Origin of the sequence: Paraburkholderia solitsugae, assembly GCF_013177695.1 — a bacterium.
Lineage (GTDB): Bacteria > Pseudomonadota > Gammaproteobacteria > Burkholderiales > Burkholderiaceae > Paraburkholderia > Paraburkholderia solitsugae.
Genome location: NZ_WOEY01000189.1, coordinates 1 through 12,424 on the forward strand (window position 1 = coordinate 1; position 12,424 = coordinate 12,424).

Below are 12,424 nucleotides of genomic sequence, written 5' to 3' on the forward strand. Positions count from 1 at the left end.
TTGGCGGCCCTCCAGCAGACGTTGCGGAGTCGCGAAGCGGTGTTGCTTGATCGAACCGGATGATTCTGGCTCATCGCTCCACGATGCTGTCGTAGCTTACGGTACCAGCCGGCCGGAGCCGCTTCCGTACCTCATCGCGGATTTTGTGTACGGAGGACCGCTTTCGGGCACGCACGATTGGCCGCCGACCCGAAGCCGCCGATCGGACGAGATTTACAACGGTCCGTTCCAAAGCCACCACCAGTCAATCGTCAATGACGTTTCGAATGGCCGTCTGGCAAATCTGCCGCGCCTTTCCCCAGTTGCCAGTCTTTGCCCGTCGACTTCGGTGTAGTGCGGACCAGGGCTTTGCACCCTCGTTGGACATTCGCTTTGTCAAGACGCAAACGTTATCGAATATCCTCATCTGGCAAGGCAGGGACCGTCCCATGTTACCGGACCGGACTCCCGGAGCGAGAGCCACGTGTGCGCTGCCGGTCAGCGAAGGGGCGCACGTGATATCGTGCAACGCGCCGCGTAGCGAGAATGCGTTTTCAACGTGAAACTCATGCGCCATTACTGACGACCTTACAAAAGAATGTTCACGCCTCCCTTCGCGACGTGCGACCAGCCTTCCGGCAATCAGGAAAATCCCCGCGAGCTTCTCAAAACCGTTGTCGCAGCATCGCTTGTGACTGGCCTCGAAATGTTCGATTTCACCGTTTTCGGCTTCTTCGCGGTGATGATCGGAGACCGGTTCTTCCCAGCGAACGATCCGATGACTTCATTGCTGTGGGCCGTCGGTACATTCGGCGTCGGCTTTTTCATGCGACCTGTTGGCGCGATGATCATCGGCGCTTACGCGGACCGCGTGGGACGCCGCGCAGCGATGACGAGGACCAGCTGGATGATGGCTCTGGGAACCGCCGCGCTCGGCCTGTGCCTGTCGTTTGCCAGCATAGGCGTGATTGCGCCGCTCGTTGTCATCGCCGCTCGATCGTTGCAGGGCTTTGCCGTCGGCGGCGACATCGGCGTTGCCGCGACTTTCGTGCTGGAGGCGGGGCCCGTGTCGCGTCGCGGCTATCTGGTCAGCTGGCAGCTCGCTAGCCAGGGCGCGGCCGCGTTGCTGGGCGCAACCCTGGGCGTGCTACTCACCAGCACGATGTCACCGGCCGCTCTTGCTTCGTGGGGCTGGCGGATCCCATTCCTGATCGGTCTGCTGATCGCGCCAGTCGGTCTCTACGTTCGTCATCGGCTTCGCGATGATCCGATTCCCACCAACACCGCCAGAAATGCCGACACACCGCTCGCCGAACTGTGTCGCGAACATGGGACGACGATCCTGCTGGCGATGCTGATGATGATGGGGCAAACCATACCGGTCTACGCGATCGTCTACTTCATGCCGAGCTATGCGACTCGCGTGATGCACATGCCCGCCGTCATCGGATTTCTGGCTTCCGCGTTGTCTGCGCTGCTGCTGGTCGTCATTCCGCCGCTGGCCGGCCGTCTCATAGACAGTCTGCCTCGCCGCAAGCCACTGGCCCTCCTCGCCTCTGGATGCACGGCGCTTCTGGTCTATCCGGTCTTTCTGATGATTACTCGTGCGACCAGTGCGCTGCCTATCCTGTGCGGCGTCGGGCTCATTAGCACAATGGTGGCGTTAGGCGCCGGCGCGGTCGCCCTGCTTGTGCTCGAAGCGCTTCCTGCGCGGGTGCGCGCCAGCGGCATGGCCGTTTCGCATGCGCTGCACGTCGCCTTGTTCGGCGGCACTGCTCAATTCATCGTGACGGCATTGATCAGATGGACCGGCGATCCCATGTCTGCAGCCTGGTATGTGGCGCCGGCGTGTGGGGTGAGCTTCTGTGCGCTGATGCTTTTCAAGGAAAGGCGCTTCAAAACCTGAACCGCCGCGCACGCATTGACGCCTATCGCTGCGTCTGAACCATCTTGTCAGCTAGAGCCCGAAAATCCTGTGGCGCCATGTCGTAGGCTCGCCGGAAGGCGCGCGTAAAATCAGACGCGCTTTTGAAGCCGAGTCCGTAGGCAATCTCTATCACCGCTAAGTGCGGATACCGGATCAGTTCATCGGCCGCATGGCGTAGCCTCAGGTGGCGGATATAAGCGCCAACGCCGCCTTCATGCTGAAACAGGCGATAGATGGTCGGGCGAGGAAGTTGAAGCGCATTTAGCACACTTTCGGGGGAGAGTTCATCTTCAGTCAGGTGCGCCTGAATATAGCGCCGTACTTGACCGAACACGGCTGCCCGGGCTGCAGCGCGCGTGTCGCCGCTCAGGCGCGCCTGCCGTCCAAACGCGGCGACAAGGAGCTTGGCCACCGCGCGTATGGCGCCGTCCGCCTCGCCGGCGCTCATGCATGCGATTGTCCGACTGAACGCCGCAACGTGTTCGATGATCAGTCGCTCGAGCGGCGTCGAACCATGGAGCACACGGCCGTGGATGGCCTCTGGATCAGGAAAGACTTCCTGCACCAACTCGCCCGGCACGAAAAACGCGATCACCCTGCATGCCTGGCGTTGCATTCGAACGGGTTGATTCATATCCAGTGCAAGGATGCTTGCGGCTGAGGGCGTGGGATCGCGCCGCGAGGTGCGCACGGCGACGTTCTCAACCGCGCCCTCCAGAAACACATGAAAGACGAAGTCGCGTACCCGGTCTGTCGAGATCCGGGCCAGTGAGCGCTCGAGCACAACCAGGTCCGACCGGCAATCCGTCAATACAAGCTCGCCAACCTGATAGCGGTCAATCGAAGCCTGGAACGGCCTCTCCAGATCAGATCGCGAGGGCAGCACGTCAATAAGATGACCGACCCGATCCCGCCAGGCGAGCAAGCGCCGCTGTGGCGCTTCCCCCCGCACGCTGAAATGACTATGGGCAATGCCGTGTTGCAGCGGACGGCAGACATCAACCGTGTGTGCGCAGGAGTTCATGCGAAGAAGTTCTTTACTGGAATGTGCCAGGACGTCTTCTGGAGTAGACGCTTTGGGAATTTAACCGAAAATCTGCCCGGCGTGAATTTTTCGAAAAACGGGTCTGGAATTTTTCGGGAGCTGCCACGCACGGTCAAACCTGCTCATACAGGTAAGAGTACGTTGAGTGTCAATTGTGGGCCGCAGTTCGCCAAGAACCAGCCATTGGGTCGTGCAACACAAACGACCCTTCGTGGCCAAGCGTCCACTCGCTCACCGGTTCCCTTCACAAGAGAGACGCGACGATGAAGCAAGCGCTTAATCGCTGCCGCATCTTTGGAAGTGCGTTACGGCCAACATGTCCAATATGCGGGACGTCCCGAATTGCCAAGCTCCCGGACCTCCGCCTACCATCAACTCCCCGCTGCATACCGCAGCCAGATGCGCCACGGGTAATGCGTCGCCGCAAGCGAGCGCCATAGCCTGGCGGGCACGGCACACAAGCCGGTAGCCGGCGCATTCCATGTCCAGCACCTACTCGAACTCTCAGGAGACAGGTATGCTCAGCCCCCATGAATTTGCGACATTGATGCTCGTCAAGGACTGCGTCGAACAGATTGCCGACCGGGACGAACTTGACACGTTGCTCGAACGTCAACTGCTCGACATGGAGCAACTTGCGGGTGGTGCCGTGCTCCCTCGCGTTACGCAGGACGGAGATTCCCTGCTTCGTACCCTCGCGCGAATTCACTGACACGTCGGACCGTGTGAGCCCGTACTCTCGCTGATATGCGGGATTGACCGTCCTCCCAGGCCCTTGCCGCGGCCCCAGGATTTCCGAAATGTTCTTAAGGAGCTCGCCATGTCTCGCGAGTCCGAATGGGTCAAATTCGTGCTCCACGACGAATTCCCGTCTGACGTTGAATTTCTTGAGGGAAGCGCGCCGAACCACGTAGTTGTCGAATGGCAGGTGGTCGGGCCAGATGACGCGCCGAGACGCAACGCTCCCTTTGTCATCGTCATCGATACGGAGGCAATCGACCGCTACGAAAGCAGCGACCAACGAGAGCAGACGAGGATTGCCTCGCGTGTTCGCGAGATCGTGCAACATCGAGGCGTTCACTATGAGCCTTCTCGTCCGGTCGAGGTAGCCGAACCATTCGTTGTCGAGATTGACGAGGGTGACCTCTGACATCCATCTCCCGCATCCACAGCCGGTTAAGTGGCGCGCCGAAAGGGCATCGCCGCGGCGTACTGGGTGAAAGGATGCAGTTCGCTCGGTCGGCTGCGGTATGCGGTACTACTGGATGTCGATGGCGCATGTCAGGATGGGGGCGGTCCGTGTCTGGTCGACGTCAAGGAAGCCGCCACCGCTGCGGCGCCACGTTACGCCGGGCTTCGCATGCCGCGGGACAATGCCAGGCGGGTGGTGGAAGGCGCTCGGCACGCCTCACCCTTTCTGGGTGACCGGATTGTGCCCGCCCGCCTGGGCGGCCGCGCGGTCGTCGTTCGCGAACTATTGCCACAGGACCTGAAACTGCACGCTGACCGGCTGACCCAGGTGGACGCCGTCAAGGCCGCGCATTTTCTTGCTCTTGTCATTGGAAGGGCGCACGCGAGCCAGATGACGCCGCGAGCCGGGATATCTGGCTTGCGGAGTTGCAGCGCAACCGGCCGAAATCACTGGATGCGCCATCATGGCTCTGGCGCAGTGTGATTGAATTGACGGGTCTCCATGAAGTTGCCTGCCAGGGGCATTGCCAGCGTTATGCGCTCGACAGGCCGCTCAGCTGAACCGGGATCGCAGGCAAGTCCAGACGATCGCCCGCGCGTGGGCATGCGGCTGGCAGATCTGCAGTATTTCGCAGGTCATCCTGCGCCGCGTTCTGTTTCCTTCGCGACCTGCCTGTCCGCGGTGGCGCCAGCAACGTGCCGATCGTTCAGCGAGGACGGACTCCACCAGACACTATTCCTCGTCTCCTGGCCTCATGAGCCGCGCCAGGCAAATGTCACACTGAATCGTCTGCGTGGGGCCGCATCACACCACGACGAAACATCCTGCCGTACCTGTCCGGCTGGTTTCTGGGTGTACCTCTCATCGTTCTGATACATCCTGTATCTCAATTTCCATTGAGCGTGGCAACCTGCACGGCTGTTACCGCAATTGCACAACTGGCATCCGGCGGGGTCGACCGGTCTGGAAAGCGCCGATCCCGCCCTGCCCAAGGCGGCCCGAAGATACTGGAGGCGCCGGGCGGTCCCGCCCACGGGCTTTAGCACCGGTGCGTGCCGGCGGCGGCGTACGGCCGGAGCCGTTGCTGCCTGTGCGGAGGCTCAAGCCGGAATCCGGCGACCCGCCACAGGAAACCTTCGTTTGCGCACGACACCTTCAAGGGCTGCCCATGTCGCGCCGCGGCTCAGTGAACCGCCAGCAGGACGAACATTGCGGTCACCGCAACACCCATCACGCCCGTCGCCAGCCAGCCGACGATCCGCAGACTGCCTGAAATGCCGAACTTCCCCATGATGTCCGGATGTGACGCCATCTTCATCATGAGCACCATGATGGGGACCGACGTGACGCCATTGATGACCGCACTCCAGAAGAGCGCCTTGATCGGATCGATTGGCGTGAAACCGAGCGCGAGACCGATCACCGTGGCGAGTACGATGACGCTGTAGAACCGCTTGGCCAGCCGTGGCGCCAGTTCCAGACTGTTCTTCCACCGGAACGCGCCGGCCATCGCGTAGGCCGCGGAGCCGGCCAGGACCGGTAATGCCAGCAGCCCGGTGCCGACGATGCCGAGGCTGAAGAGCAGGAACGCAAACTGACCCGCGATCGGCTTCAGTGCCGAGGCGGCCTGTGACGATGTCTGGATGTCCGTGATGTGATGCGTATGGAGCGTCGCGGCGGTTGTGAGGATGATGAAGAATGCGATCAGGTTAGAAAAACCCATGCCGATCCGTGTGTCGATGCCGATGCGCTTCAGGTTCGCCGGTCCCTGCGACGGCGCCTTCTTCAGCGCATGCTGTTCGTCGGCTGCCTGCAGTTCCTCGACCTCCTGGGAGGCCTGCCAGAAAAACAGATAGGGGCTGATGGTCGTACCGAACACCGCAACGATAGTCGTGAGATACGCGCTATTCCACGACGGATGGGGAAACACGGTCTGGCTTGCCACGGTCATCCAGGGAATCCGGACGGTGAATACGACACCCACATACGCAAACAGCGCGAGTGTGAGCCACTTGAGCACCCGCACGTAGCTTTTGTACGGCACGAAAACCTGCAGCACCAGCGAAAACGCCGCCAGTCCGATTGTATAGACCCGCGTTGGACCGCCAGCCACGAGGTTCACGGCGGCACCCATCGCGGTGAGATCAGCGGCAATGTTGATCGTATTGGCCAACAGCAGCAGCACGACTGTGCCGTAGAGTAGCGACACCGGGTAATGGCGCCGGATATTTGTCGCCAGCCCACGACCACTGACGCGACCGATCCGTGCGCTGATGATCTGGATCGCAACCATTAGCGGATAGGTCAGCAGGACCGTCCACAGGATGCTGTAGCCGAATGCCGCCCCGGCCTGGGAATAGGTGGCAATACCGCTTGGGTCGTCATCGGCCGCGCCGGTGACCACTCCTGGACCTAACTTCTCGAGCCAGGCATTCGTTGGGACGCCAGGCGTCGACGGCGGGGTGATCCCGGTTTCCATTCGGCCTCCGACACTAACAGGATTGACACGCCGTTCGTCGCTTTCGGCTGGCCGCCTGTGACGTTGTCCGCAAGACATCCGCCCGGCGCTTGTTCCTGCGACGATCCGCGCCGGTGGAGGCGCAATAGTTATACCTGGCGCCCCGCTCATCGTTCGGCCCGCGCTCTGACTGGGTAACGCCGACCACCCTCTTTCCGTGCCGTGAAAACATGGAACGCGCCTTGCTCCGTGTCACGCAGACCCTCAATGGATTGACATCCGGCTTCCCGCCCAGGAGCTGATATGACGACCAGGCTGCTTCTGGCTGATGATGACGCAGGCTCCGTTGAAGCACGGGCATGCTACTTTGCGTCGCTCGGGTTCGACGTCCACATCGCCCGCGACGGAACGCAGGTGCTTGCGCTGTTTCAGGGATGGTCACCCGACGCGGCACTCCCTGGATATCGACATGCCCGGCGCCAGTGGGTATGACGTGGGACACAGAATCCGGAGTGTATGCAGGCAAGGACGTGCCGTCGTGCTGGTCGCCGTAACAGATCGGACACCGTCAAAGCAAATCCCCACGCAGATCTACGAAGCGGGTTTCGACTGCTATATGCCAAAGCCTGTGGCCCGGCCGGCACTGCTGGCGCATGTCCCGCGACTGCTCAACCATTGACGACCGTCTGCCGCTCGGCGCAACGCCTGGTGCCCCATGCTCGCTCGGAGCTCTCAATTTTTTTGCGGCGCAGCAAAGAACGCCTTTATCAATCAGAAAATACGAATCCGACGATTCACGCGGCACGGGGAACCGCACTTGTCCTAGCCGTCGCAGTCCACCTGTAGGGAGCGTCGGGGCCAGGTCACGACGGGAGATGTGCAAGGCCGTACCCGGCCATCTGCCGTTTTTGGTGAAGGTGGCACATCGCCCCAAACATAGGGCGGTCGGCGACGCTGCATAGGTGGGGACGCCATTTCTCCTTCGTAAGTCATAGCCGCCAATAGGCCCGCAGAAGTCCGCTTTAATCCATGAATTGCTTCGGGCTGAGATCATGTAGCGTTGATCCTGAACCATTTGCCGGGGGCAGCGAGAATGTAGTTCGAGTATGCGACGCCAGCTCCCGGCGCTATCCGGACAGACGGTTTTCTCTACCCAGTAAAGTGCTCAGGTATCGGTCTTTTCGACTCCAATGCGACGATAATCAGACCCGTTTGGGTCTGAAGTGCCGCACGAGAGATAGCGACGATCCACTACTCCAGGACTACGCGAGCCCTCCCATCCAAGGCGAGATCCTTCCAGGCGCGTACACGAATTCGTCTCATGAGGCTCTATGCGTTTGCCATTGTCGGCCCTTGGGCGCCGAACTGTTTCGTCAGCCGCGTCGCAGGTGCTGTCGCCGTCAGGCGTAATCGTCGCGGGGGTCCTGCTGATCCTGTTCATGTGCGGCCTGTGCGCGTGGGTACTATTCGAGTCCCGCAACGATGCCTACAACCACGCCGAGGAGAACGCGCGGAACCTGATGCTAGTCATCGAGCGGGATATCGCCCGTAACATTGAACTCTACGGTCTCTCCTTGCAGGCAGTAGTGGATGGGGTGAACGATCCGCAGGTAATGGCACTCCCCCCGAATTTGCGAAGTGAGGTGCTCTTCGACCGCGCCGCTTCGGGCAAATATCTCGGCTCCATCTTCGTGATGAATGAGCGTGGCGACATCATCCTGGACTCCCGATTCATTCCGGCACGCGTAGGCAACTTCGCTGACCGGGACTATTTCGCCGTTCATCGCGGCAACAGAAGCCCAGGCCTCTTCATCAGCAAACCCTACGCGTCACGGCTGCGAAACGGGGCACTCACAATTGCCCTGAGCCGCCGGATTACGCACGCAGACGGATCCTTCGGCGGAGTTGTAGTCGGGACGCTCAGTGTCGACTATTTCCGCGCCCTGCTGGACGGCCTGTCCGTCGGCGAGCGTGGTACGGCGGCCGTGATCGAGACCAACGGAACGATGATTACGCGGCTGCCCTACGACCCAAAGGTAGTTGGACGGAACATCCAGAGCGCTCCCGTGTTCATCCGCGCAATGGCGACCGATGAGGGTGCGTTCGCCGGCACTGCGTCGATCGATGGCATTCGCAGGCTTTACGTCTACAGGCACCTGTCTGGACTTCCGATCATCGTCGACGTGGCGCCTGCCGAGAGCGACATTTACGCTGAGTGGCAACGCCGCGCCTGGCGACTCGGGATCGTGATGGCAGTGTTCGGCGCGATCCTTGGGGGCGGTTCGCTGTTGCTGTCACGAGAACTCATGAGGCGACAGCTTGCGGAATCGAAACTGCAGCATCTCGCGCGTACCGACGCGCTCACGGGGCTGAGCAACCGGGGAACCTTTGACGAAACGTTGCGCAAGGAATGGCAACAGGCCAACCGCACGGGCCGTCCACTCTCGTTGCTGTTCGTCGACATCGATCAGTTCAAGGCGTTCAACGACTACTATGGTCATCAGGCGGGCGATGACGTGCTACGGGCCGTTGCCCAATGCGTCGCCCTGTGCATTCGCCGACCGGCCGACCACGTGGCCCGGTATGGAGGCGAAGAGTTCGTCGTGACCCTTCCTAATACCGACGCGACTGGTGCCACGAATATTGCCGAAACCATCCGGCACGCGGTATTTGATCTCAATATTGAACACGTCCAGAGCCAGTATGGCTGTGTAACCGCGAGCATCGGCGTGGTCACGTCCCAGGGCCGCGCGATTCACGATAGCGTTGTTCTGGTGAAGATGGCTGACTCGGCCCTGTATGAAGCTAAATCGACCGGCCGTAACCGGGTATGCGAAGCATCGTGCGTGTGAGATAGGTCCCTCCTGTGTCGAAAGCGACGCTTCCCGTTGCGTCCAGCGGGTAAACGCCGCTCTCATCTTGCTCATCACTCTGATTTTCCCATATAAGATTGGCGCCCACGATAGGCCGCCAGACAGGTTGAGAACGTCGCTCCAATCCAGGATGACGGCGGCTCGCCCGCCAACGGACCGTGTTGCCACGCAGAAAGCGCCTGACTTCGTGGTCAAAGACCAATGACATGACCATGGCATTCGTGCACATCTTCGCCGGGACGTCGCAGGAAGGGTCGTTGTGTGACGCCCGCCCTCGTGTGGTGTTGCCTCCATTGAGTAGGTACCCCGCTTAACCTTTCTCGCGATGTCGGCTCACCCAGATAAAGACCGGAATAGCCATCGCTTGTGTAATCAACCGGACGGCCAACCCCTGGTGATCGCGTAGACCCGCAGGCCGACTGCCGCATAACGCCCGACGATCGCGACCTGCCCCGGCCAGAATCAGGCATCCGCGGGAATCGGAGAACGGGACGTTCCGGCCAGGAATGCCCGGAGCTTCTGCTCCGCCGCGAGCACTTCGTGCAGCGGCGCACGGGCGAGTTGCGAGTCGTAAAGGGCCAGCAGTGCTTCGAAGTCGACGATTGTCCCGGCCGGTAGCCGCCATTCGCCACGCTCGCGCGCATGTGACAGAGTCGCCTCAACGGCGTACTCGGCAATCCTGAATTGCTCGGTCGGACAGCTACCATATCCGGCTCGCTGTAGAAACCAGCCCAGATATACCACTCGCATCAATTCGTTGACGAGATGTCCGTTTCCGTGACCACTCCGGCATGCCACCAGCGCAAGATGACTGGCGAGAGACTGTGCATTTGCCGACGCCCGATCCATCGGCAACAGAAGCGCTCTGGTCAGCGGTTTATAAGGCCGGGCACTGCGCGGCCTGTTTCGTCTGGAAGACACGGATTCGAAGTTGGAAGGAGCGCTTTGAGAACGGGCAGATTATAGCGGGACTGCTCAGGGGATTTTCGGCCGGCATTAGCCGGAAACGCCTGGCCGTAGCCCCGATGACCCTGGTGCAAAGCAGACGAGACTGTGTCGTACGCTTGTTTTTGCCGGGCGCGAGCGCACAATGAGCAAGTCTGGGGACATCTCCAGACCGATCACCAGTTGCCACTTTTCCCGCGAAATTATTCGTCTGCTGGCACTGCGCCGCCAGGTCGGCGCCGCTGCGCACTTTTTCGAATCCCTGAAAAAATCTGTCTCGCAGGGTTTAGCGCTTTGCGAGGAAGTCGGCAATGGTCAACTCGATGGTCTGATCGGGGCGCGCCCGCATCCGTCTTTCCGCAACCGCGATGATGCGTTGGCGGCCGTCTGCGAACGTTTTCAGCATACGGTCGCTGTCTGCGTCAGCGGGCAGCCAGAAACACTCTACGAGTGCCTCGCGGGTAATCGCGCATTCCACTTCGCGCTGATGGTCGGACAGGTGGAATACGATCGTGCGTCCGCCTGGCGACACACCCGGAGCCAGATCAACAACGTCCATGGGAAACCTCGTCAGATTCGTCTGCGACGTCCAATTAACTGCGTCGCTGATTTTCAAATTTACCAGAATCGATCGAACGAAAACCAGCGTCGTTGTTGACGGAGCGCTTTGCGACCTACATTCGCACGATGGTCAGGCAGGCCCCGTTACCTGCCAAGCGGTTTTGACTTTCAGGGCTGATGTTTTTGGCGCAGACGGTTAGTTGCGTTAGTAGAATCGTTTTGATCCTGTCTGCGCGCGCAGCACTGAGCCGATCACCCATGCACAACCACGCGTTCGTTCTCAGGCCAGCAATCGCCACGGCCACTTTTGTGGACCGCCTGATTGCCGTAAGCGCACCGAGTCCAGGCCCGACGAGGTCCGCGCCCGTGGGCTCGCCCTCCTGGCTATCCTGTCGGCGGCCGGGTCGACCGGCGACTGCGAGCCGGGCAGGTACGACCCAGAGGCTTCCCCTACTACCCGGCGGCGACATCGGAGACGTGACTTTTCCGCCACCTGACGACATTGAAGCACGACACACTTGCGCAACCCGGCGTCCCTCCACGTCGCCTGGAAAATTCTTTCCCCAATATTGATCTTTGACTTGTCTCGATATTAAGATGGGCACCTTGGCGCGCGACATGCATCCACCGCTGAATTGGGCACCCTGCCGCCATCCCCGAATGATCCCGCTCGCAAAGCGAGAACGGCGGATCAGGTTGCCAGCGAAACGCAGGTGTAGCCAGAAGACGGAGATGCTCAGTCCACATGAATTTGCCACTCTCATGCTGCTTAGGGACGCACCGGACCCGCTGAGCCTGGATCGTGCGGATCTGGAAGCGCTCCTTGAACGTCAACTTGTCACACTGGAGCAACTCGCCTCCGGTCAACAACGCCCTCTCGTTACCGACCACGGCAAGCTTTTTCTCAAAGCTGCCGCTCGCATGCTTAACGACAAATGACACTGACCGGGTGATCCAGTTCTTCAGTCAAGGAGTCTTCCGTGAGTGACTCGTAGGCGGGAATTGCCGTGGGATTTTTCGGGCTGGGTGTCGCCGCGCTGCTGGTGGCTAGTCATTACCATCGCGAATTGATGCGTCGGAGGATGCTCAGGCAGATGGACCCTCGCGAGTGTTGGGACGTGATGCGTCACCGTCGATGAAAAGTATGTTTTCAAAGGTGCAGATGATTGAGGCTTAGGGTGCTCAGGTATCTCGCGCGGGATCTCCGTTTCGGAGGGAGATGACTGCATGCACAATCTGAGTTTTGCCGAAAGAATCCGCGAGCGCGCCTGTCAGCTCTGGCAACACGACGGCAGCCTCGAAGGATGTGCTGACGAGTATTGGCAAATCGCCCGAACGCTCATCGAGAGGGAATTCGGGCTTCCAGTGCCTCCCGATCCTCCGGATTTGGACGCCGTGGCTCCTGGCTAAAGACTGCGGCTGGCCCATCGGCATAGCGTTCCCA

At 60.4% G+C, this 12,424-nt stretch carries 10 protein-coding genes and 1 pseudogene; 7 read left to right on the forward strand and 4 right to left on the reverse strand.

What is annotated here, in order from left to right; all coding sequences use genetic code 11:
- Nucleotides 1-577: 577 nt before the first annotated feature.
- A complete protein-coding gene (locus GNZ12_RS43460) occupies nucleotides 578-1,885 on the forward strand; it encodes an MFS transporter (protein WP_172319116.1) in 1,308 nt (435 codons plus the stop codon).
- A 22-nt stretch (nucleotides 1,886-1,907) separates the two neighbouring features.
- Here the strand turns inward: GNZ12_RS43460 and GNZ12_RS43465 are convergent, their stop codons facing one another.
- Nucleotides 1,908-2,831 carry a helix-turn-helix domain-containing protein gene (locus tag GNZ12_RS43465; RefSeq protein ID WP_235994099.1) on the reverse strand — a complete coding sequence of 308 codons (924 nt, stop codon included), beginning with the start codon at nucleotides 2,829-2,831 and terminating at the stop codon, nucleotides 1,908-1,910.
- A 637-nt stretch (nucleotides 2,832-3,468) separates the two neighbouring features.
- Between GNZ12_RS43465 and GNZ12_RS43470 the strand changes: the two genes are divergently transcribed.
- The 3 genes and pseudogenes from GNZ12_RS43470 to GNZ12_RS43480 form a co-directional block, all read left to right on the forward strand.
- The gene (locus tag GNZ12_RS43470) at nucleotides 3,469-3,663 is read left to right on the forward strand and encodes a hypothetical protein (RefSeq protein WP_172177342.1); all 195 of its coding nucleotides are present in this window, start codon (nucleotides 3,469-3,471) and stop codon (nucleotides 3,661-3,663) included.
- A gap of 108 nt (nucleotides 3,664-3,771) precedes the next feature.
- A complete protein-coding gene (locus GNZ12_RS43475) occupies nucleotides 3,772-4,101 on the forward strand; it encodes a hypothetical protein (protein WP_172319120.1) in 330 nt (109 codons plus the stop codon).
- A 54-nt stretch (nucleotides 4,102-4,155) separates the two neighbouring features.
- Nucleotides 4,156-4,703 (forward strand): annotated as a pseudogene (locus tag GNZ12_RS43480) (DUF2252 family protein); the annotation flags it as partial.
- Between the two features lie 623 nt (nucleotides 4,704-5,326).
- Here GNZ12_RS43480 and GNZ12_RS43485 read toward each other — a convergent pair.
- Nucleotides 5,327-6,622 (reverse strand): NRAMP family divalent metal transporter, encoded by a 1,296-nt coding sequence (locus GNZ12_RS43485; RefSeq protein WP_172319122.1) that lies wholly within the window; start codon nucleotides 6,620-6,622, stop codon nucleotides 5,327-5,329.
- Between the two features lie 1,310 nt (nucleotides 6,623-7,932).
- On the opposite strand from GNZ12_RS43485, the gene GNZ12_RS43490 reads away from it, so the two are divergent.
- Nucleotides 7,933-9,453 carry a sensor domain-containing diguanylate cyclase gene (locus GNZ12_RS43490; protein WP_172319124.1) on the forward strand — a complete coding sequence of 507 codons (1,521 nt, stop codon included), beginning with the start codon at nucleotides 7,933-7,935 and terminating at the stop codon, nucleotides 9,451-9,453.
- A 483-nt stretch (nucleotides 9,454-9,936) separates the two neighbouring features.
- On the opposite strand, the gene GNZ12_RS43495 is transcribed toward GNZ12_RS43490, so the two are convergent.
- Both GNZ12_RS43495 and GNZ12_RS43500 read right to left on the reverse strand, forming a co-directional pair.
- Nucleotides 9,937-10,224, reverse strand: coding sequence for a hypothetical protein (locus tag GNZ12_RS43495; protein ID WP_235994100.1), 288 nt, complete (start codon nucleotides 10,222-10,224; stop codon nucleotides 9,937-9,939).
- Nucleotides 10,225-10,705: 481 nt separating this feature from the next.
- The gene (locus GNZ12_RS43500) at nucleotides 10,706-10,978 is read right to left on the reverse strand and encodes a DUF1488 family protein (protein WP_172319126.1); all 273 of its coding nucleotides are present in this window, start codon (nucleotides 10,976-10,978) and stop codon (nucleotides 10,706-10,708) included.
- Between the two features lie 734 nt (nucleotides 10,979-11,712).
- On the opposite strand from GNZ12_RS43500, the gene GNZ12_RS43505 reads away from it, so the two are divergent.
- Both GNZ12_RS43505 and GNZ12_RS43510 read left to right on the forward strand, forming a co-directional pair.
- A complete protein-coding gene (locus tag GNZ12_RS43505; protein ID WP_172319128.1) occupies nucleotides 11,713-11,919 on the forward strand; it encodes a hypothetical protein in 207 nt (68 codons plus the stop codon).
- Nucleotides 11,920-12,207: 288 nt separating this feature from the next.
- Nucleotides 12,208-12,390: a DUF2934 domain-containing protein gene (locus GNZ12_RS43510; protein WP_172319130.1), complete on the forward strand. Its 183-nt coding sequence runs from the start codon at nucleotides 12,208-12,210 to the stop codon at nucleotides 12,388-12,390.
- Nucleotides 12,391-12,424 lie beyond the last annotated feature (34 nt).

Excerpts from the sequence above, each read along its gene's own strand:
- GNZ12_RS43475 (WP_172319120.1), top strand. The coding sequence starts at position 3,772 with ATGTCTCGCGAGTCCGAATGGGTCAAATTCGTGCTCCACGACGAATTC.
- GNZ12_RS43470 (WP_172177342.1), top strand. The coding sequence starts at position 3,469 with ATGCTCAGCCCCCATGAATTTGCGACATTGATGCTCGTCAAGGACTGC.
- GNZ12_RS43485 (WP_172319122.1), bottom strand. The coding sequence starts at position 6,622 with ATGGAAACCGGGATCACCCCGCCGTCGACGCCTGGCGTCCCAACGAAT.
- GNZ12_RS43510 (WP_172319130.1), top strand. The coding sequence starts at position 12,208 with ATGCACAATCTGAGTTTTGCCGAAAGAATCCGCGAGCGCGCCTGTCAG.
- GNZ12_RS43505 (WP_172319128.1), top strand. The coding sequence starts at position 11,713 with ATGCTCAGTCCACATGAATTTGCCACTCTCATGCTGCTTAGGGACGCA.
- GNZ12_RS43460 (WP_172319116.1), top strand. The coding sequence starts at position 578 with ATGTTCACGCCTCCCTTCGCGACGTGCGACCAGCCTTCCGGCAATCAG.
- GNZ12_RS43490 (WP_172319124.1), top strand. The coding sequence starts at position 7,933 with ATGCGTTTGCCATTGTCGGCCCTTGGGCGCCGAACTGTTTCGTCAGCC.
- GNZ12_RS43495 (WP_235994100.1), bottom strand. The coding sequence starts at position 10,224 with ATGCGAGTGGTATATCTGGGCTGGTTTCTACAGCGAGCCGGATATGGT.
- GNZ12_RS43500 (WP_172319126.1), bottom strand. The coding sequence starts at position 10,978 with ATGGACGTTGTTGATCTGGCTCCGGGTGTGTCGCCAGGCGGACGCACG.